16 protein-coding genes and 2 tRNA genes are annotated in these 19,044 nt (G+C 75.8%); 11 read left to right on the forward strand and 7 right to left on the reverse strand.

The features are described from left to right. Window positions 1-3 precede the first annotated feature (3 nt). Complete coding sequence (locus tag ABT093_RS31580) at window positions 4-654, reverse strand: histidine phosphatase family protein (protein ID WP_350570242.1); 651 nt, start codon at window positions 652-654, stop codon at window positions 4-6. Window positions 655-859: 205 nt separating this feature from the next. Between ABT093_RS31580 and ABT093_RS31585 the strand changes: the two genes are divergently transcribed. The 6 genes from ABT093_RS31585 to ABT093_RS31610 all read left to right on the forward strand — a co-directional run bounded on the left by ABT093_RS31585 (window position 860) and on the right by ABT093_RS31610 (window position 6,733). Beyond that, window positions 860-2,146: a hypothetical protein gene (locus ABT093_RS31585; protein ID WP_350570243.1), complete on the forward strand. Its 1,287-nt coding sequence runs from the start codon at window positions 860-862 to the stop codon at window positions 2,144-2,146. Further along, the gene (locus ABT093_RS31590) at window positions 2,143-3,789 is read left to right on the forward strand and encodes an ATP synthase subunit B family protein (protein ID WP_350570244.1); all 1,647 of its coding nucleotides are present in this window, start codon (window positions 2,143-2,145) and stop codon (window positions 3,787-3,789) included. The genes ABT093_RS31585 and ABT093_RS31590 overlap by 4 nt, the downstream gene beginning before the upstream one ends. Before the next feature lie 8 nt (window positions 3,790-3,797). Beyond that, the gene (locus tag ABT093_RS31595; protein WP_350570246.1) at window positions 3,798-5,168 is read left to right on the forward strand and encodes an AAA family ATPase; all 1,371 of its coding nucleotides are present in this window, start codon (window positions 3,798-3,800) and stop codon (window positions 5,166-5,168) included. A gap of 284 nt (window positions 5,169-5,452) precedes the next feature. Beyond that, window positions 5,453-5,860, forward strand: a complete 408-nt coding sequence (locus ABT093_RS31600) for a DUF8844 domain-containing protein (RefSeq protein ID WP_350570247.1) — start codon at window positions 5,453-5,455, stop codon at window positions 5,858-5,860. A gap of 182 nt (window positions 5,861-6,042) precedes the next feature. Then, window positions 6,043-6,570 carry a bifunctional DNA primase/polymerase gene (locus ABT093_RS31605; RefSeq protein WP_350570249.1) on the forward strand — a complete coding sequence of 176 codons (528 nt, stop codon included), beginning with the start codon at window positions 6,043-6,045 and terminating at the stop codon, window positions 6,568-6,570. Window positions 6,571-6,659: 89 nt separating this feature from the next. Next, window positions 6,660-6,733, forward strand: a tRNA-Lys gene (locus ABT093_RS31610). 153 nt (window positions 6,734-6,886) lie between these two features. Here the strand turns inward: ABT093_RS31610 and pgi are convergent. Continuing rightward, a complete protein-coding gene (gene pgi, locus ABT093_RS31615) occupies window positions 6,887-8,548 on the reverse strand; it encodes a glucose-6-phosphate isomerase (protein ID WP_350570251.1) in 1,662 nt (553 codons plus the stop codon). Window positions 8,549-8,833: 285 nt separating this feature from the next. Next, on the reverse strand, window positions 8,834-10,417 hold the full coding sequence (locus ABT093_RS31620; protein ID WP_350570253.1) for a Na+/H+ antiporter: 1,584 nt from the start codon (window positions 10,415-10,417) through the stop codon (window positions 8,834-8,836). Between the two features lie 190 nt (window positions 10,418-10,607). On the opposite strand from ABT093_RS31620, the gene ABT093_RS31625 reads away from it, so the two are divergent. Both ABT093_RS31625 and ABT093_RS31630 read left to right on the forward strand, forming a co-directional pair. Beyond that, entirely contained in the window at window positions 10,608-11,516 is a 909-nt protein-coding gene (locus ABT093_RS31625) for an NADP-dependent oxidoreductase (RefSeq protein ID WP_350570255.1), read from the forward strand. A 78-nt stretch (window positions 11,517-11,594) separates the two neighbouring features. After that, window positions 11,595-11,668: transfer RNA gene (locus ABT093_RS31630), tRNA-Lys, on the forward strand. An 84-nt stretch (window positions 11,669-11,752) separates the two neighbouring features. On the opposite strand, the gene hemC is transcribed toward ABT093_RS31630, so the two are convergent. Both hemC and ABT093_RS31640 read right to left on the reverse strand, forming a co-directional pair. Further along, complete coding sequence (gene hemC / locus ABT093_RS31635; protein ID WP_350570257.1) at window positions 11,753-12,688, reverse strand: hydroxymethylbilane synthase; 936 nt, start codon at window positions 12,686-12,688, stop codon at window positions 11,753-11,755. A gap of 42 nt (window positions 12,689-12,730) precedes the next feature. After that, the gene (locus tag ABT093_RS31640) at window positions 12,731-13,387 is read right to left on the reverse strand and encodes a DUF2306 domain-containing protein (protein ID WP_350570258.1); all 657 of its coding nucleotides are present in this window, start codon (window positions 13,385-13,387) and stop codon (window positions 12,731-12,733) included. A 185-nt stretch (window positions 13,388-13,572) separates the two neighbouring features. Between ABT093_RS31640 and ABT093_RS31645 the strand changes: the two genes are divergently transcribed. Next, the gene (locus ABT093_RS31645) at window positions 13,573-14,733 is read left to right on the forward strand and encodes a sensor histidine kinase (protein ID WP_350570259.1); all 1,161 of its coding nucleotides are present in this window, start codon (window positions 13,573-13,575) and stop codon (window positions 14,731-14,733) included. A gap of 83 nt (window positions 14,734-14,816) precedes the next feature. Then, window positions 14,817-15,500, forward strand: a complete 684-nt coding sequence (locus tag ABT093_RS31650; RefSeq protein WP_502884358.1) for a response regulator — start codon at window positions 14,817-14,819, stop codon at window positions 15,498-15,500. 23 nt (window positions 15,501-15,523) lie between these two features. Here the strand turns inward: ABT093_RS31650 and ABT093_RS31655 are convergent, their stop codons facing one another. Continuing rightward, window positions 15,524-16,747, reverse strand: coding sequence for an MFS transporter (locus ABT093_RS31655; protein ID WP_350570263.1), 1,224 nt, complete (start codon window positions 16,745-16,747; stop codon window positions 15,524-15,526). A gap of 65 nt (window positions 16,748-16,812) precedes the next feature. Between ABT093_RS31655 and ABT093_RS31660 the strand changes: the two genes are divergently transcribed. Beyond that, window positions 16,813-17,175 carry a MerR family transcriptional regulator gene (locus ABT093_RS31660; protein ID WP_350570265.1) on the forward strand — a complete coding sequence of 121 codons (363 nt, stop codon included), beginning with the start codon at window positions 16,813-16,815 and terminating at the stop codon, window positions 17,173-17,175. Between the two features lie 114 nt (window positions 17,176-17,289). Here the strand turns inward: ABT093_RS31660 and ABT093_RS31665 are convergent, their stop codons facing one another. Next, on the reverse strand, window positions 17,290-18,993 hold the full coding sequence (locus tag ABT093_RS31665) for a chitinase (RefSeq protein WP_502884359.1): 1,704 nt from the start codon (window positions 18,991-18,993) through the stop codon (window positions 17,290-17,292). Window positions 18,994-19,044: the final 51 nt, after the last annotated feature.

Raw genomic sequence — 19,044 nt, forward strand, 5'->3', positions numbered from 1 at the left:
GGCTCAGTGCTTCAGGGTCTCCAGGTGGCCCTGGTCGTTCCACAGCTCGACGGCCGGTGCGCCGTACTCCCAGGACAGCACGCAGAGCGCGGCGGTGCCGAGCTTGAACCGCTGGGCGTACTCGGGCGGCAGGCCGAGCCAGCGGGCGGTCAGGATGCGCAGCAGGTGGCCGTGGGCGAAGAGCACGACGTCGCAGTCGGCGCAGTGCATGACCGTGGTGTCCGGGTCCGGCACGCCGTGCTCGGTGTTGAGGTCGGCGAGCAGCGCGTCCACCCGGGCGGCGACCTCGGAGAGCTTCTCGCCGCCGGGGACGCCGTCGCGCCAGATCAGCCAGCCGGGCTGGTCGGTGGCGCGGATGTCGGCGCCGGTGCGGCCCTCGTACTGACCGTAGTCCCACTCCAGGAGTTCGGGGCGCTCCACGGCGCGGTCGCCGAAGCCCGCCAGGGAGCAGGTCTCCTTGGCGCGGCCGAGCGGGCTGGTGTAGACGAGGGCGTCGGGCAGGCCGTTCCAGGGCGCGCCGCCGAGCCGGGCGCCGAGCGCCCGGGCCATCGCCCGGCCGTCCTCGGTCAGCGGGATGTCGGTGCGGCCGGTGTGGCGGCCGGTGGCCGACCAGTCGGTCTCACCGTGGCGGACCAGCAGGATGCGGGCGGGCATGGGCAGGCTCCTCGCGTTCGGGGGCGGTGTCAACGGTCGGCCTCGCCGGCGAGCACCGGCCTCCATGATCCCCCACGGGCGGTGCGGCCACGATCCCGGCCTCCGCCCGCGGCGAGGAGGGCGGGACGGGCCGGACCTGCGGGTTCGCCGCCAACGGCCCGTCCGGGGCGGATTGTCGGAACCGGATGCGACACTGGGCCGCACCATGAACGTCTCGACGAACGCCCCGCTCCGCGGGCCGGCGGAGCCGCTCGCCCAGCGGCTCGCCGAGCTGCGCGGACCGGCGCCGCAGCGCAGTCTGAACGCCCGTGCCCTCGCCGCCCTGGCCGCCAATCCGGGGTGCCACCGCCGCGCCGTGCTGGACGCCGCCGGGGTGGACAAGTCGGCGCTGGCCGCCCGGCTCGGCCGCCCCGCCCCCTTCGGCCGGTCGCCGTTCGCGCTGGCGCGCGGCGTCGTCTTCGAGGCCCGGCTGAAGGAGGACGGCTACGCGGCGCTGCTGGAGCCGCTGCGCCGCCGGCTCGGCATGTCCGAGGAGGGCGGGCCGCTGCTGGTGCCGGACCTGCTGCGCTCCTCCGGTCCGGCGGTCCGGGCCGACCGGACGGCGGCCGCGCTCGCCGAGGCGGCCGCCGAGGAGCACGCCTGGACGCTGCTCGACCACCCGATGCTGCGGCTGGACGTGGCGGGCTCCACCGCCTACCTGGAGCCGGACGCCGTCGTGGTGCACGGCGGCCGCTGCACCGTCGTGGAGATCAAGTCCTTCCCGGTGCTGGACGGCACCGCGGACCCGGGCAAGGTGGGCGCCGCCGCCCGGCAGGCCGCCGTCTACGTGCTGGCCCTCCAGGAGGCCGCGGCCGCGCTGGCCGGGCGCCCGGTGGACCCGGACCCGTACACCGAGCAGCGGCTGCCGGGCAGTCCGCGCACCAGCGTGCTGCTGGTCTGCCCCGAGGACTTCGGCAGCCGGCCGACCGCCGTGCCGGTGGACGTGCGCCGCGAGCTGGCCACCACCCGGCGCCAGCTCAGCCGGATGACCGGCATCGAGCGGCTGCTGGCGGTGCTGCCGCCGGGGGCGGACCTCGACCTCTCCCCCGCTGCGGACGGCACGCCCGTGCGGTCCGCCGAGGAGCTGGAGAAGACGGTCGGGACGGTGCCCGCCGCGTACAGCCCGGACTGCCTCTCCACCTGTGAACTGGGCTTCCACTGCCGGGCCCAGGCCCGCTGCGGGGACCGGGTGGAGCAGCTCGGCCGGGGTGTGCGGGGCGAGCTGGGCAGCATCCGCACGGTGACCGAGGCGCTGGCCGTGGCCCGTACCGGCCCGGGCGGCGGGGGCGGACCGGCGCGGGACGGCGCCGACGGGGACGGAAGCGACGCGGACGGCGACGGGACCGACGGCGACGGGGCCGACGAGGCCGCCGCCCGGCTGGCCTACGCCGCCGCGCTGCGCGCCGAGGCGCTCGGCCGCCCCCGGCCCGAGAGTGCGGGGGCCGAGCGGTGAGCCTGCTGTCCACCCTGGCCCGGCTGGAGGCCGTGCGCAGCGGCCGGGCCGAGCCGCTGGCCACCGTCCGCCACCGGCACCTGTCCGAGCGCCCGCTGGTGCTCGTCCCGCTGACCTCGGCCGGTGAGGACGGCGCGCCGCTGGCCGTGCTGCTGGGCACCGACCGGCGGGTGCCGGCGCTGCACATCGTGCCGCAGCCGCTCAACCGCACGCTGCGCTCGGAGTTCCTGGCCGACCTGGCCGCCGACCTGCTGCCCTACCTGGAGTCCTTCGGCGACGAGGTGGAGCTGATCGAGGGTTCCGAGAAGGATCCGGAGAGCGGCGAGAAGACGCCGGTCGTCCGCGAGCTGTGCGCGGACGCCCCGCAGCTGATCGTGCCGAACAGCGGGGGCGTGCGGTACCTGGCGCTGCTCGGGCGCTCGACCCGTTTCCGCCGCACCGCCGAGGACGAGGATCCGGGCCCGTTCCCGGCGCCGGCCCGGGTGCCGCTGCTCGGCCGCTGGCTGACCCACCTCGCCGAGCGCGCCATGGTGCCGGGCTCCAGCCTGCTGCTGCCGATGACCGGTCTGCTGGCCCGGCACTGGGCCACCGGCCAGAGCCACCTGGAGGACCAGCACCTGGCCGCCCGGCTGGCCTGGCACACGCCGCCGGAGGGGCTGACCGGCGCGGAGGCCGCGGAGCTGGCCGAGACCGGGCGCGGCGAGGGGGGCCGGCTGCTCCACCCGCCGGCCGGTCCGACCACCGACCCGGTGTTCGACGCCAAGGTGCTCGCCCCGGCGATCGCCCGCTACGACGCGGCCGCGGCGGCCCTGCGCGAGGCCGACGGCGCGGGCGGACCCGGCGGCCCGGGCGGCGGCGACGCCGCGGCGGCCCGGGAGGCCGTGCGGGTCGCCGTGGAGCAGTTGCGCGCCGTCCTGCGCGAGGAGCTGCTGCCGACCTGGCACGACGTCTGGCACGGCCTGGACCTGCTGCGCGCCCTGCCCCCGGCCGGCCACCTGCCCGAGCGCTGGACCGGCGACCGCTGGTCGTACACCGGCCACCGGGACCGGCTGGCGGCCGGCGAGCCGCCGCAGCCGCGGATCGACGACGCCGTGACGGCCGCCCGCAAGCTCGCCCAGCGCGAGCGCGAGCAGGCCCGGCTGGACGTCCAGGAGGCGCTGGACGACCCGCTGGCGATGGCCGAGCACCGGCTCGCCGGGGAGGCGTTCAGCGGGGTGGTGACCGAGGTGGTGCCGGACTACGACACCACCGGCCGCTCCCCCAAGCCGCGCCCGCTGGTGACGGTGCGGACCGACGACCGCCCGCACGCCGACCTGGGCCGCGAGGTGCACCGGGTCCGGGAACCGGCGGCCCCCGAGGCCGGGGCGGGCCCGGCGCAGAAGGCCGTGATCGCGGCGGCCGACCCGCAGGAGGGCACCATCACGGTGCGGGTGCTGTCCGGCATGGGGCGCAAGAAGGAGCCCGAGCCGGGGAGCCTGCCCGAGCCCGGCGAGCGGGTCACCTTCACGCTGTTCGAACTGACGGTCCGGCAGGCGGCGCCGCTGCCCGATCCGGACGACACGCCGTGGACGCACGGCGGCCCGCCCGGGGCCGTCGTCACCGTGGTGCCGCTCGTGACCGGCGCCGCCGAGGACTGGGAGTGATCCGCCCGATGAGCACCGAGCAGGGCGCCGGCCAGACCCCCGGCGCGGCCGCCGACGCGGCGGTGGCACGGATCCTGGAGGCGACCGTCCGCCCGGCCGCCGGCGCGCCGCGCGGCGTGGTGGTGGACTCCCCGCCCGGCGCCGGCAAGTCGACCCTGGTGGTGCGCGCCGCCCGGGAGCTGGTCGCGGCCGGCGAGCGGCTGATGATCGTCGCCCAGACCAATGGCCAGGTGGACGACCTGGTCGACCGACTGGCCGTGAAGGCACCGGATCTGACGATCGGCCGGCTGCACGCCGCCGACGCCCGCCCGGGACCGGAGGTGCTGCGGCACGCCAACGTCACGCCCTCGGACAAGGTCGCCGAGCTGGCCGAGCTGGACGTGGTGATCTCCACCTCGGCGAAGTGGCAGTGGGTGCGGGCCGAGCAGCCGTGGCGGCACGCGATCGTGGACGAGGCGTACCAGATGCGCTCGGACGCGCTGCTGGCGGTGGCCCGGCTGTTCGAGCGGGCCCTGTTCGTCGGCGACCCGGGCCAGCTGGACCCGTTCACCGTGGTCGGCACCGAGCAGTGGGCGGGCCTGTCGTACGACCCGTCGAGCAGCGCGGTGGTCACCCTGCTGGCGCACAACCCGCAGATCGAGCCGCACCGGCTGCCGGTGTCCTGGCGGCTGCCGGCCAGCGCGGCGCCGCTGATCTCCGGCGCGTTCTACCCGTTCACGCCGTTCCGTTCGGGCACCGGCCCCGGGGACCGCTCGCTGACCGCCTCGGTGCGCCCGGACGGCTCGGCGCTGGACGCGGCGATCGACCGGGCCGCCGAGCACGGCTGGGCGCTGCTGGAGCTGCCGGCCCGGCACACCGTGCGCACCGACCCGCAGGCGGTGGCGGCCGTCGCGGCCACCGTGCGCCGGCTGCTGGACCGCGGGCTGACGGCGCGATCCGAGCAGGGGTCCGCCCCGCTCACGGCGGACCGGGTGGCGGTCGGCACGGCGCACCGGGACCAGGCGGCGGCGGTGCGGGCCGCGCTCGTCCGGGTGGGGGTGCCGGTGGACCCGACGGCCGGTCCCGCGGTGACCGTGGACACCGCGAACCGGCTGCAGGGGCGCGAGTACGACGTCACGGTGGTGCTGCACCCGCTGTCGGGGCGGCCGGACGCCACCGCGTTCCACCTGGAGACCGGTCGGCTCTGCGTGCTGGCCTCCCGGCACCGGCACGCCTGCATCGTGGTGGCCCGGGCGGGGATCGCGGAGCTGCTGGACGAGCATCCGGCCACCGAACCGGTGCAGTTGAACGTTCCGGTGGCGTTCCCCGACGGCTGGGAGGCCAACCACCGGGTGCTGCACCATCTGTCCGAGCACCGGGTGCGGCTGGGCCGGCTCTGACGGCCCCCGTCCGGGGGCGGCGCGGACACGCGGCGGACACACGGGCCGCACGGGGCACGAGGCGCGGGGCGTGGGGCATGGGGCGCGGGGCGGACCGAACCGGCGCGTGGAAGGCCGGACCGGCGCACACACGCCCCCGGCACGCCGGGTGGGAATAGCACCCGGATGCGCACCGTTCCGTTACCGGCCGCCGCCGCGCGACAATGGACGGCGGCCACGACCGGGCGGCGCCCGACCCGAGCAGCCGCCGCCCGCCCCCATCGAGCACCCGGAGGTGTCCGTCCATGCCCGACTCCCATGCGCAGGCGTCCGACCCGAGCGGCCCCGCCGCGGCGGCCGGTCCCGGCACGGGCACCGGTGCGGCGCCCGGCCGGCGGCAGCGCCCGGCGCAGCTGCTGTTCGAGCCGCAGGCCGACGAACCGGAGCCGGAGCGCTTCTTCGACCTGGAGTCGATCGACGACCCGGCCGAGCTGCTGCGCCGCTCCACGGAGCTGGCGCTGGCCTTCCGGGCCGCCGCCGAGCGGGCCACCGACTTCCAGGCGGTCGCGGCCGCGCAGCTGGCGGATCCGCGCCGGTTCGACGCGCTGTCCGAGGCCGAGATCGCGGGCCGGGCGGACTGGACGCCGGACTACGCCGCCAAGATGATCGAGTACGGGCGCACCCTGCTGCGCCCCCGGCGGCACGAGGACTGATCCGTTCCCAGAGGCGGTCGCCGGGACCGGCCCGCCGGGAACGGCCCGCTCGCGGCCCGGCCCGGCTCCTCGCCTCTGGCATATGCCGGGGGAAGCGGAAGGGTACGCCCCCACGCGTCCCGCTGTCCGGCGAACCGCGCTTTCCCTCCCGGACACCCTCCGGATGCCCCACCCTCCTGTGCGTGGACATCTGGACCTATCAGTCGGTGGAGTACGTGACCGTGGCCGGGGAGGCCTGGCTCGCCTCCGCCAGCGAGTACCCGCGCAGCATGCGCGCCCTGTGGGAGTCCCGCCCGTGGGCACCCTCGGTGCTGCCGTGCGGCCGGGCCTTCGACGTGATCAGCATGCCGGCGCTGTTCGGCCGCCGGGTACTGGACGAGCTGTGGGCCTCCGGGCCCGGCTGCGGGCCGGTGGCGGTCGTCCGGGGGCGGACGCTGCTGTTCGTCCAGCCGGGCGCGGCGCCCCGGCTGCGCCGGCTGCTGGCCTGGGAGGAGTGGGCCCGGGACGTGCCGCCGCTGCTCTGCCACGGCAAGGGCGACACGGTGACGGTGCCGCCGGTGCAGCGCACGGCGGGCGGCCCGGACGCGCCGGGGCACGGCCCGGGGCGGTGGATCGTCGCCCCGGAGAGCCGGGAGCCGTGGCTGCCGGGGGCCTCCGTCGTGCTGTGGGCCTGCGTCCGGGCGGCCCGTGAGCCGGTCGAGGCGCTCTGAGCGGCCCGGGCCGGCGGCGGGCCCGGGAGGTGCGGGTATTCGATTTTGGCCGGACCGCGCCCCGCTGCTAAAGTCTTCTCTGTCAGCAGGCGCCGCTAGCTCAGTTGGTTAGAGCAGCTGACTCTTAATCAGCGGGTCCGGGGTTCGAGTCCCTGGCGGCGCACAGACAGCCGGAAGGCCCCTCGTGAGAGCGAGGGGCCTTCCGGCGTTTCCGGCCACGGCCGGACCGGGAGCAGCCGGGAGCATCGGGCGGGACCCGCGGGGCCGGCGGGGCCGCCCGCCGGAGCGGACGGCCCGTGCACCGGCCCCGGCCGGGTCAGCGGCCGCGCAGCTCGCGGTAGCGGGCGACCAGCGCGGCGGTGGAGCTGTCCAGCCCCTCCGTGCCCTCACCGGTCAGCAGCACCGGCTCGATTCGCTTGGCGAGCACCTTGCCCAGCTCGACGCCCCACTGGTCGAAGGAGTCGATGTTCCAGATCGCGCCCTGGACGAACACCTTGTGCTCGTAGAGGGCGACCAGCTGGCCGAGCACCGAGGGGGTCAGCTCGGCGGCCAGCACGGTGGTGGTCGGGTGGTTGCCCCGGAAGGTCTTGTGCGGGACCAGCTCGGCCGGCACGCCCTCGGCGGCGACCTCCTCCGGCGTCTTCCCGAAGGCCAGCGCCTGGGTCTGGGCGAAGAAGTTGGCGAGCAGCAGGTCGTGCTGGGCGACCAGGCCGGGCAGCAGGTCGGCGACCGGCCGGGCGAAGCCGATGAAGTCCGCCGGGATGAGCTTGGTGCCCTGGTGCAGCAGCTGGTAGTAGGCGTGCTGGCCGTTGGTGCCGGGGGTGCCCCAGACCACCGGGCCGGTCTGCCAGCTCACCGGGCGGCCGTCGCGGTCCACCGACTTGCCGTTGGACTCCATGTCCAGCTGCTGGAGGTAGGCGGTGAACTTCGACAGGTAGTGCGAGTACGGCAGCACGGCGTGCGCCTGGGCGTCGAAGAACGCGCCGTACCAGACCCCGAGCAGGCCGAGCAGCAGCGGGACGTTCTCCTCCGGCAGGGCGGTGCGGAAGTGCTCGTCGACCAGGTGGAAGCCGTCCAGCATCTCGCGGAAGGCGTCCGGGCCGATGGCGATCATCAGCGAGAGGCCGATCGCCGAGTCGTAGGAGTAGCGGCCGCCCACCCAGTCCCAGAACTCGAACATGTTGGCGGTGTCGATGCCGAAGTCGGCGACGCCCTCGGCGTTGGTGGAGAGCGCGACGAAGTGCTTGGCGACCGCGTCGGTGTCCGCGCGCAGCTCGGTGAGCAGCCAGTTCCGGGCGGAGACCGCGTTGGTGATGGTCTCGATGGTGGTGAAGGTCTTCGAGGCGACGATGAACAGCGTCTCGGCGGCGTCCAGGTCGCGGACCGCCTCGTGCAGGTCGGCTCCGTCCACGTTGGAGACGAAGCGGACGTCGAGGCCCCGCTGGGTGTAGGAGCGCAGCACCTCGTAGGCCATCGCGGGGCCGAGGTCGGAGCCGCCGATGCCGATGTTGACGACGGTGCGGATCCGCTTGCCGGTGTGGCCGCGCCACTCGCCGCCGCGGACCTGCCCGGCGAAGGCGGCCATCTTGTCGAGCACGGCGTGCACGGCCGGGACGACGTTCTCGCCGTCGACCTCGACCACGGCGCCGCGCGGGGCGCGCAGCGCGGTGTGCAGGACGGCCCGGTTCTCGGTGGTGTTGATCCTCTCGCCGCGGAACATGGCGTCCCGCAGGGCGGCGACGCCGGTGGCCTCGGCCAGCTCGCGCAGCAGCGCCAGGGTCTCGTCGGTGACGAGTTGCTTGGCGTAGTCGACGTGCAGGTCGCCGACCTGGAGGGTGTAGCGGCGGCCGCGCTCCGGGTCGGCGGCGAACAGCTCGCGCAGGTGCGTGTCGCCGAACTCCTCCCGGTGCTTGGCGAGGGCGGCCCACTGCGGGGTGCGGTCCAGCGGGGTACGGGCGTCGGCGCGGGTCTCCGACATCGGTGGCTCCTCGTTTCATCTGGGTGCAGATACCGGCAGGGCCAGGCGGGAGGGTTTCGCGAGGTCGTGCGGGTACTGGGGGTGCGCCGACTCCGTTGACGGCCTTGCCCGGGGCCAGCCTATGCAACGCCGGGACCCCGGGCGCACATTCCGTTCGCCGACGATCCGTCGGGATTCCCGCCGTTCGGACGGGCGTCGCGGGGCGTCCGTCCGGCCGTCACGGACCGGCCGCCCGACCCGCCGCACCGCCACCCGGACGGACGCGCCGTCAGCCCCGCCCGGCCCTCAGCGCCGTTCGGAGCGCAGGTCGAGTCCGCGCAGCACCTGGTCGACGAGTTCCGGGTCGGCGCCGGGCTCGGCGCGGGCGGTCAGCATCTCGCGCCGGGAGGCCGCGATCATCTCCTGCTCGACGCTGTGCGCCGCGCGCCACTGGGCGAGCCGCTGCTTGGCCTCGGTGGCCTCCTCCTCGGCGTAGTTCTCCGGGCAGAGCCGGGCCAGCCGGTCGTGCTGACGGTCCCGCAGGCGATCGGCGACCTCGGCGGGCAGCCGGTCGGCCTCCTCCAGCTCGCCGAGCCTGCGCAGGCCGGCCTTGGCGGCCCGCCACCAGAGCTGGCGGACCTGCTGCTCGTGCCGGTCGTGGTCGAGGTCGAGCTCGAACCGCTTGGCCAGCCAGGGCAGGGTGAGGCCCTGGACCAGCAGGGTGAAGAGCACCACGCTGAACGCGATGAAGACCAGCCGGCCGCGTTCCGGGAAGGCCTCGCCGGTGTCCAGGGTGAGCGGGATGGCCAGGGCCAGCGCGACGGTGGCCACGCCGCGCATCCCGGACCACCAGAGCAGCACGCTCTCCTGCCAGCTGATCGGGGTGTCCTCCTCGGAGCCGGAGCGCAGCTTCTGGGAGAGCCAGCCGGCCGGGAGCAGCCAGAGCAGCCGGACCACCACGACCACCGCGATCACCACGGCGGCGTCGCCGAGCATGCCGGTCCAGCCGGAGCCGGCCTCCTTGAGGACGGTCGCGAGTTCCAGGCCGATCAGGCCGAAGGCGACGCCGGTGATGAGGATCTCGACGATCTCCCAGAAGGCGTTGCCGACCAGCCGGTAGGCGACGGCGTCCGCGTCGGCGGCCCGTTCGGCGAGGTAGAGGCCGCAGACGACGACGGCCAGCACGCCGGAGCCGTGCACCTCCTCGGCCAGGCTGTAGGCGGCGAAGGGCACCAGCAGGTTGAGCGCGACCTGCTGGGTGGGGTCCTCCAGCAGCGCGGCGAGCTTGGTGTTGGCCCAGCCGAGGGCGACGCCGATGACGACCGCGAGGACCGCCGACAGGACGAAGCGCAGCACGGCCCCGCCGCCGGAGAAGTGGCCGCCGACCACCGCGTCGATGGCCAGCGAGTAGACGACGATCGCGGTGACGTCGTTGAACAGGCCCTCGCTCTCCAGGATGGAGACCAGGCGGCGGGGCAGGCCGACGCTGCCGGCCACGGCGACGGCGGCCACCGGGTCGGGCGGGGAGACCAGGGCGCCGAGCGCGATGGCGGCGGCGATCGGCAGTCCGGGCAGCAGCCAGTGCACGGTGCCGGCCACGACGGCGGTGGTGACCACGACCAGGGCGACGGCGAGCAGCAGGATGGAGCGGATGTTCGCCTTGAAGTAGCGGACCGAGGAGCGCCGGGCGACGGCGAAGATCAGCGGCGGCAGGACCAGCGGCAGGATCAGCTCGGGTTCGATGGCGATGTCGGGGATCTGCGGGATCAGTGCCATGGCGATGCCCAGCAGGGTCATCAGCACCGGTTGGGGCACGCCGGAGCGGCGGGCCAGCGGCATGGTCACCACGGAGGCGAGCAGCACCAGGAAGAGCAGGGGCAGCTGGCCCACGGGGACGTCCTCTCGGTGGCGGGCGGGGGCGGGGGTGTGCGGCTCCGGACATGGCCCGGGCCGCCGTCGAGGATAAATCCGACAATGATCTCAACTGGGGCGACACGCCGGGAAGGGGTTGACCTCAAGCGCGCTTCACCTCGCAGGATCAGGGGAACTCGCCCGACAGGACCCGACAGGAGTGCCCGCGATGAAGGCAGTGACCGTCCCCAGGTTCGGCGGCCCCGAGGCACTGCGGGTGACCGCGGTGCCCGACCCCGTCCCCGGCCCGGGACAGGTGCGGGTCCGGGTCTACGCCGCCGGGGTGCAGCCGGTGGACCTCGCGATCCGGGAGGGCCAGGCCCCGGCCGGCATCGAGCTCGTCCCCGGGCTGACCCCCGGCAACGAGTTCGCCGGGGTCGTCGACCGGCTCGGGCCCGGCGTCGACGGCTGGGCGGTCGGGGACGAGGTGCTGGGCTTCCGGCTGCTCGGCTGCGCCGCCGAGCTGGTCGCGGCCGACGCCGCCCAGCTGGTGCGCAAGCCGGCCGGGATGCCGTGGGAGCACGCGGGCGCGCTGTCCGCCTCCGGTCAGACCGCGCACCTCGCGCTGACCGAGCTGAAGGTCGGCGAGGGCGACACCGTGCTCGTGCACGGCGCCGCCGGCGGGGTCGGCACGGTCGCCGTCCAGCTGGCCCGGGCCTGGGGCGCGCGGGTGGTCGGCACCGCGGGCGAGCGCAACCACGCCTACCTGCGGGAGCTGGGCGCCGTCCCGGTCACGTACGGCGAGGGGCTGGTCGAGCGGGTCCGGGCGGCGGCCCCGCAGGGCGTGGACGCGGCCTTCGACGCGGCCGGGCGCGGGGCGCTGGAGGCCTCCGTCGAGCTGGTCGCCGACCGGGACCGGATCGGCACCGTGGTCGACTACCCGGTGGCCCGTCGCCTGGGCGTGCTCGGGATCCGGGGGCAGCGGACGGCGGCGCGGCTGGCCGAGCTGGTCGGCCTCTGGGAGGCGGGCCGGCTGCGGCTGGAGATCGCCGACACCTTCCCGCTGGAGCGGGTCGCCGACGCCCACCGGCTGGTCGGCACCGGGCACGTCCGGGGGAAGGTCGTGCTCACCCCCTGAGCGGTCCCGCCGGGGGCGGGACTCCGGGCCGATTGTGTGTTTCGGCCGCTGACCAGGTAAGGTCTTCCTCGTCAGCAGGCGCCGCTAGCTCAGTTGGTTAGAGCAGCTGACTCTTAATCAGCGGGTCCGGGGTTCGAGTCCCTGGCGGCGCACAGACAGCCGGAAGGCCCCTCGTGAGAGCGAGGGGCCTTCCGGCGTTTCCGGGGCCGGGAGCACCCGCCCCCGGCCCCGGTGCCTCAGTGCGGGATGGCGGCGATCAGCTCGGAGGCGCCCTGCCGCTTGAGGGCGAGGGCGGTCGCGGTGCCGAGGTCCTCCGGGGTCAGCGAGCCGGCCCACTCGTGGGCGTCCAGGACCTGCTTGCCGTCCGGGGTGAAGACCCGGCCGCGCAGCGAGAGGCGGCCGTCCGCCTCGGCCCGGGCGTAGCCGGCGATCGGCGAGTTGCAGTGGCCCTGGAGCACGTGCAGGAACATCCGCTCGGCGCTCGCCTCGCGCCAGGTCGGCTGGTCGCCGAGGCCGGTGACCGCGTCGATGGTGGCGGTGTCCTCGGCCCGGCACTGCAGGGCGAGGATCCCGGCGCCGATCGGCGGGCACATCACGTCCGGCGACAGCACCTCGCCGATCCGCGCGGCCTCGCCGATCCGCTCCAGCCCGGACAGCGCGAGCAGCAGCGCGTCCGCCTCCCCCGCCGCGAGCTTGGCCAGCCGGCTGTTGGCGTTGCCGCGCATCGGCACGCACTCCAGGTGCGGATGGGAGGCGGCGAGCTGGGCCCGGCGGCGGACCGAGGAGGTGCCGATCCGGGTGCCGGGCGCCAGCTCGTCCAGGGTCAGGCCGCCGGGGTGGACGAGCGCGTCGCGGATGTCGTCGCGGCGCAGGTAGCCGGCGAACACGGTGCCGGCCGGCAGCGGGCGGTCGGCGGGCACGTCCTTGAGGCAGTGGACGGCGAGGTCCGCCTCGCCGGCCAGCAGCGCGGCGTCCACCTCCTTGGTGAACGCGCCCTTGCCGCCGAGCCGGGCGAGGTCGCCCATCCAGCGGTCGCCCGAGGTGGTCACCGGCACCACCTCGGTGCGCACCCCCGGATGCAGGGCGGCGAGCTCGGCCCTGACCCGCTCGACCTGGGCGAGCGCCATCGGCGAGGAGCGGGAGACGATGCGGATCAACTCTGCGGTGGTCATGGCCGGATGATAGGGCGTCATGACAGCGCGGACGGTCCCGGGTCACCCGGCCGGCGGCGCGGCGGCGGGGCGCGGGAAGCGGCCGATCAGGTGCTCGGCCACCACCAGGTTGATCAGCCAGCAGGTCCAGCCCACGGCCGCGTAGGCCTGGTCGAACGGGACGCCCGCGAGGTCCATCACCGGCAGCCAGATCCGCAGCGTGGCGGCGGCGAGGATCAGCGCGTACGAGCGGGTGGCCCAGGCCCGGTGGCGGACCAGGTCGCGGCGCCGGGCGGATCTCCAGGCCAGCGCCGAGGAGAGCAGCAGCAGGACGGCGAGCGCGGTGAAGCCGATCGGCGCGATGGGGCCGACCAGCCCGTGGGGTGCCAGCAGCAGGCCACCGGTGCCGGTGGCCAGTACGGCGAGCAGGTAGAGCCGGCCGGTCAGCCGGTGCAGGGCCGGGCGGCGGGCGCGCAGCCGGGGCAGGAACTGCCAGGGGCCCAGCAGGATCGCCAGCACCCCGCCGCCGACGTGCAGGGCGAGCGGCACGCGGTGGGCCAGGTAGACGGCGCGCTGCCGGTCGAGGAAGACCTCCGGGTCGAGGGTCAGGTAGCGGGCGGTGAGCAGGGCGGTGGCGAGGGCGAGGACGGTGACCGTCCACCAGCCCGCCCGGCGGGCCCGGCCGGGGCGCGGTGCGGTGCGGGGATCGGGAGCGTTCATGGCCCGGACGCTACGGACCGCGGTGGCCCGCCCGCGTCCGCCCGGCGGGGTCCCGCGGCCTGCCCCCGCAGGGGGTCCGGAATACCCCACCAGGGCGATGCGCGGGCCGAGGGGCCGCCGCTACCGTACGGCCCGTGCGCCCGCACCACCGCGTGGCGGCCACCGCCCCCGACCCCGGAGCCGCCATGACTCCTCCGCCGCCCGCCCGGGCGACCGCGCTCGCCGGTCCGTCGCTGCCCGCGCTCCGGACGGTCCCGGCCGAGCGCTGGGACGTCGCGCTGGCCGGTGCCTTCCTGCTGGTCATGGCCGTCGAGCGGATCGGCTCGGCCGGCCGGCTGCACGGCGGCCTGCCGCTCGCCCTCGCGCTGAGCGCGGCGGTGGCCGGACCGCTGGCGGTGCGCCGGACCAGGCCGCTGGCCGGGTACCTGGTCGGGGCGGCCGCGCTCTCGGCGGAGGCGCTGTTCGTGCTGCCGAGCCCGGTCTCCCCGTACGCCGACCTCGTCGGCCTCTACTCGCTCGGCCTGTACGCGCCCCGGCGCCGCGCCTGGTTCGGCCCGTTCGCCGCGCTGCTCGGGATGGCCGCGTACTTCGCCGACCTCGGCCGGGCCTACCCCGTCATCCCGGCCGGGGTGCTGTTCCTCTGGCTGCTCGGCTGGGCGGTCGGCTACGGGTCGGCCCGGCGGGCCGAGCAGCGCGAGGCCGCCCGGCTGCTGCTGCGCCGGGAGGTGGTCGCCGAGGAGCGGGCCCGGCTCGCCCGGGAGCTGCACGACTCCGTGGGCCACACCCTGAACGTGGTGCTGGTCCAGGCCGGGGCCGCGCGCCGGCTGCTCGACCGCGAACCGGAGCGCACCCGGGAGCTGCTGCACGGGATGGAGCACACCGGGCGGGAGGCGCTCGACGACCTGGACCGGGTGCTCGGCCTGCTGCGGCGCGGCGCGGGCGACGGGGACGCCGAGGGCGCGGCGCCGCAGCCCGGGATCGCCGACCTGGAGCGGCTGGCCGAGCGGCTGGGCCGGACCGGGCTGCGGGTGCGGATGCGGATCGACCCCGCCGCCCGCCGGGTGCCGCGCAGCCTGGACGTGTCGGCGTACCGGATCGTCCAGGAGGCGCTCACCAACACCGTCAAGCACGCGGGCGCCGGGACCGTCGCGGTCACCGTCCGGTGCTCCGCCGGCCGGCTGGCCGTCGAGGTCTGCGACGACGGGCGGGGGGTGCCGGCCGGGTACGCGGCCGGGCGCGGGCTGCTGGGCGTGGCCGAGCGGGTCTCGGTCCTCGGCGGCCGGGTGGAGCACGGGCCGGGCGAGCCGGGCGGGTTCCGGCTGCGCGCCGAGCTGCCGGTCCCGTGACGGCCGGGCAGGGGCCGGCGGCAGGGGGGCCGGCCGGGCGGGAACAACCGGGGCAGGGGCCGGCGGGCGGACGGGTGCGCGTCGTGGTGGCCGACGACGACGCGCTGCTGCGCGCCGGGGTCCGCCTGGTGCTGGAGACCGACGACCGGATCGAGGTGGTCGGCGAGGCGGCGGACGGGCCGGCGGCGGTCGCCCGCTGCCGGGAGCTGCTGCCGGACGTGGTGCTGATGGACGTCCGGATGCCCGGCGTCGACGGGGTGGAGGCGACCCGGCGGATCACCGCCGCCGGGCTGCCCACCCGGGTGCTGGTGCTGACCACCTTCCACCACGACGACTACGTCTGGGGGGCGCTGCGGGCCGGGGCGGCCGGCTTCCTGCTGAAGCGGGCCTCGGCCGAGCGGCTCATCGACGCGGTGCTCACCCTGGCCGCGGGCGAGTCCGTGCTGGACCCCGCGGTCACCCGGGACCTGGTCGCCCAGGTGGTCGGCCGGGGCGGCGGGCGACCGCCGCCGGAGCCGCAGGACATCCGGCTCGCCCAGCTGACGGCGCGGGAGCGGGAGGTGCTGCGGCTGGCGGCCGAGGGGCGTTCGAACCGGGAGATCGCCGCGCTGCTGGTGCTCGCCGAGTCGACCGTGAAGACCCACATGAAGCGGGTGCTGGCGAAGATCGGCGCCCGGGACCGGGCGCAGGCGGTGGCCATCTCCTACCGCGGCGGGCTGATGCCGCCCCGGGACCCGCTCGGCGGGTACGGGGGCGGCGGGTACTGAGCGCCCGGGGCGCCGGCCCGTGGTCAGGAAGCCGCGCCCGGACGGCGGGCCGGGAAGCCGTGGACGCGGGCGGCCAGGACGAGGGCGAGCACGGGCAGCAGCAGGAGCAGGACGGTCCACGGGAAGGAGCCGGTGCCGAGCCGGTCCAGCAGCAGGCCGCCGGCCACCCCGCCGCCGGCCATCGCCGCGTTCCACAGGGTGACCAGCATCGCCTGCGCCGCGTCCGCCTGCTCGCCGCCCGCGTCCCCGGCGGCGGTCTGCAGCAGGGTCGGGACGCCGCCCCAGCCGAGCCCCCAGAGCACGGCGGCGGCGTAGACGGCGGCGGCGCTGCCGGCCGCCAGGCCGAGCACGGCCGCGGCGGCCGCGACCAGCAGGGTCGAGACGACGGTGAGCGCGCGCAGCCGGCGGTGGATGTGCGCGCCGGTGAACCAGATGCCCGCGAGCGAGGCCACGCCGAAGGCGAGCAGCACGGCGTCGGTGGCGCCGCCCATGCCGCGCCGGTCGAGGAAGGGCGCGATGTAGGTGTAGAGGACGGTGTGGGCGAGGACGAAGACGAAGGTGACGGCGAGCACGGGGGTGACGCCGGGGACGGCCAGGGCGCGCAGCACCGGGGTCCGCTCGCCGCGGGCCTGGCCGGGCACCTCGGGGACGGCCGCGGCGATCCAGCCGGTCACGCCGAGGGCGATCACGGTCATCAGCAGGAAGGCCACCCACCAGCCGAGCACCTCGCCGAGGAAGGCCCCGGCGGGCACGCCCAGCGACAGGGCGAGCGGCGCGCCGGCCATCGCCACGGCGATGGCCCGGCCCTGGAGCTCCGGCGGCGCGAGCCGGCGGGCGTATCCGGCGAGCAGGGCCCAGGCGAGGCCGGCGGCGACCCCGGCGACGAACCGGGCGGCCATGGTGAGCGGGTAGTCGGTGGACAGCGCGGTGACGGTGTTGGCGGCGGCGAAGCCGAGCATCGCGGTGAGCAGCAGGCGCCGCCGGCCCCAGCCGGCGGTGGCCGCGGTGAGCGGCACGGCGGTGAGGGCGGTGCCGAGGGCGTAGACGGTGACGGACTGGCCCATCGCGGACTCGCCGACGCCGAGGTCGGCGCTCATGGCGGGCAGCACGCCGGCGGGCAGGGTCTCGGTGAGGGCGGTGACGAAGACGGCGGTGGCGAGGGCGAGGAGGGCGGGCAGGGGCAGGGCAGGGCGCCGGCCGCGGGCGGCCGCGGCGGGTCGGTCGATGGTCCGGGAAGTGGTCCGCATGGCCGTTATGCTCGAACCCTCACACTGATGTGAGGGTCAACGCGACCGGCTGTGAGGTGGGGCACATGCGGATCGGCGAGCTGTCCGAGCGGACCGGGGCGTCCCGGCGGCTGCTGCGCTACTACGAGGAGCAGGGGCTGATCGCGGCCGGGCGCTGCGCGAACGGCTACCGCGCGTACGACGGGACGACGGTGGACCGGGTGCTGCAGATCCGGGGGCTGCTCGACGCGGGGCTGCCGACCCGGATCATCAAACAGATCCTGCCCTGCCTCAGCAAGCCCCGGACGATCCACTTCGAGGACGCCACACCGGAGATGATCGCCACCCTGGAGCAGGAGCTGGCCGGGATGAGCGCGCGGATCGCCTGTCTGACCCGCAACCGGGACGCGATCGCCGAGTACCTGGCGGCGGTACGGGTGGACCGCTGAGCGACGGGTTCGGGTCCCGTCGCTCAGCGGTCCTTCGGTTCAGCGGCTCGTCGGTCCGTCGGTCCGTCGGTCCGCCGGTCCGTCGGCCTGCCGGTCCGTCGGCCTGCCGGTCCGTCAGCGGCGGAAGTAGGAGTCGAAGTTCTTCGAGAACTCCCGGCCGCCGAACTGGTCCCAGTTGATCGACCAGGTCATCAGACCGCGCAGGCCGGGCTGGGCGCCGGACTTGGGCACGTAGCTGCCGCAGTTGGCCAGCTTGGTGAGGCAGTCCAGCGCCTTGTTGACCTCGGCCGGGGCGACGTAGCCGTTGCCCGCGTTGGTGGTGGCCGGCATGCCGATGGCGACCTTGGAGGCGGGCAGCGCCGGGAACACGTTGTTGGTGTTGCCCGCCACCGGGAAGCCCTTGAGCAGCATGTCGGTCATCGCGACGTGGAAGTCGGCGCCGCCCATCGAGTGGTACTGGTTGTCCAGGCCCATGATGGAGCCGGAGTTGTAGTCCTGGACGTGCAGCAGCGTCAGGTCGTCGCGCAGGGCGTGGATGACCGGCAGGTAGGCGCCGGCCCGCGGGTCCTGGCCGCCCCAGGGGCCGGAACCGTAGTACTGGTAGCCGAGTTGGACGAAGAACGTCTCCGGGGCCATGGTCAGCACGAAGTTCGGGCCGTACTTGGCCTTGAGCGTCTTGATCGCGGAGATCAGGTTGACGATGACCGGGCTGGTCGGGTTCTTGAAGTCGGTGTCGCCGGTCTGGAGCGACAGCGAGTGACCCTCGAAGTCGATGTCCAGGCCGTCCAGGCCCCACTTGTCGATGATCGCCGAGACGGAGCTGACGAAGGCGTCCCGGGCGGCGGTGGTGGTGAGCTGGACCTGGCCGTTCTGGCCGCCGATCGAGATCAGCACCTTCTTGCCCTTGGCGCGCTTGGCGGCGATGGCGGCCTTGAAGTCGGCGTCGGACTCGACGCTCGGGCACTCGGTGACCGGGCAGCGGTTGAACCGGATGTCGCCGGAGGTGACCGAGGTCGGCTCGCCGAAGGAGAGGTTGATGATGTCCCAGGAGTCGGGGACGTCGGCCATCTTCGTGTAGCCGGCGCCGTTGGCGAAGCTGGCGTGCAGGTAGCCGACCAGGGACTTGGAGCCGGGCGGCGGCGTGGTGGGCGTGCCGGTGGGCGTGCCGGTCGGGGTCACGGTGGGCGTGACGGTCGGGGTGACCGTGGGCGTCACGGTGGGGGTCACCGTGGGCGTGACCGTGGGGGTGGGCGTGATGGTCGGGCTGGGCGCGCCGGGGCCGTCCAGCGAGACGTCGTCCGCGTAGTAGGTGCCCTGGCCGTACCAGCCGTGGGTGTAGACGGTGGCGCTGGTCTGGGTGGCGCCGGTGGTGAAGGTGGTGCTCAGCTTCTGGTAGGCGCCGCCGGTGCCGGGCGTCCAGGTCGCGGTGCCGCCGTCCACGCCGAGGTAGACGTAGGAGCCCTTGAGGTGGGCGCTGAGCGTGTAGGTGGTGTTGGGCGCGACCGTGACGGTCTGCGCGCAGCGGGCGGTGTCGCCGGCCGAGGCGGCCGCCGCCAGGGCGTAGCTGCCGCCGTGGGCCTGGCCGGTGACGACGCTGCCGGAGCCGGCCGAGCAGCTCCACGGGCCGAGGGCGCCGCTCTCGAAGCCGCCGTTGACCAGGAACTCGCCGGCCGAGGCGCTGGGCGCCAGGCCCAGAGTGAGGCCGACCATGGTGGCCGCGGCGACGGCCGAGGCGGTGCCGGCGGCCAGCAGGGTGCGCGAGCGGCGGGAGGTGGCGGGGGACGCGGGGGTCACAGGGGTCACAGGGGTTCTGCGCATGTGGGGGACTCCTTGCGGAGGGCGCGGTCGTGGGGGCGTCCGGACATGCCT

This window comes from Kitasatospora sp. NPDC002551 (assembly GCF_040296005.1).
Lineage (GTDB): Bacteria > Actinomycetota > Actinomycetes > Streptomycetales > Streptomycetaceae > Kitasatospora.

Excerpts from the sequence above, each read along its gene's own strand:
- ABT093_RS31645 (WP_350570259.1), top strand. The coding sequence starts at position 13,573 with ATGACTCCTCCGCCGCCCGCCCGGGCGACCGCGCTCGCCGGTCCGTCG.
- pgi (WP_350570251.1), bottom strand. The coding sequence starts at position 8,548 with ATGTCGGAGACCCGCGCCGACGCCCGTACCCCGCTGGACCGCACCCCG.
- hemC (WP_350570257.1), bottom strand. The coding sequence starts at position 12,688 with ATGACCACCGCAGAGTTGATCCGCATCGTCTCCCGCTCCTCGCCGATG.
- ABT093_RS31580 (WP_350570242.1), bottom strand. The coding sequence starts at position 654 with ATGCCCGCCCGCATCCTGCTGGTCCGCCACGGTGAGACCGACTGGTCG.
- ABT093_RS31640 (WP_350570258.1), bottom strand. The coding sequence starts at position 13,387 with ATGAACGCTCCCGATCCCCGCACCGCACCGCGCCCCGGCCGGGCCCGC.
- ABT093_RS31665 (WP_502884359.1), bottom strand. The coding sequence starts at position 18,993 with ATGCGCAGAACCCCTGTGACCCCTGTGACCCCCGCGTCCCCCGCCACC.
- ABT093_RS31655 (WP_350570263.1), bottom strand. The coding sequence starts at position 16,747 with ATGCGGACCACTTCCCGGACCATCGACCGACCCGCCGCGGCCGCCCGC.
- ABT093_RS31625 (WP_350570255.1), top strand. The coding sequence starts at position 10,608 with ATGAAGGCAGTGACCGTCCCCAGGTTCGGCGGCCCCGAGGCACTGCGG.
- ABT093_RS31600 (WP_350570247.1), top strand. The coding sequence starts at position 5,453 with ATGCCCGACTCCCATGCGCAGGCGTCCGACCCGAGCGGCCCCGCCGCG.
- ABT093_RS31660 (WP_350570265.1), top strand. The coding sequence starts at position 16,813 with ATGCGGATCGGCGAGCTGTCCGAGCGGACCGGGGCGTCCCGGCGGCTG.
- ABT093_RS31595 (WP_350570246.1), top strand. The coding sequence starts at position 3,798 with ATGAGCACCGAGCAGGGCGCCGGCCAGACCCCCGGCGCGGCCGCCGAC.
- ABT093_RS31585 (WP_350570243.1), top strand. The coding sequence starts at position 860 with ATGAACGTCTCGACGAACGCCCCGCTCCGCGGGCCGGCGGAGCCGCTC.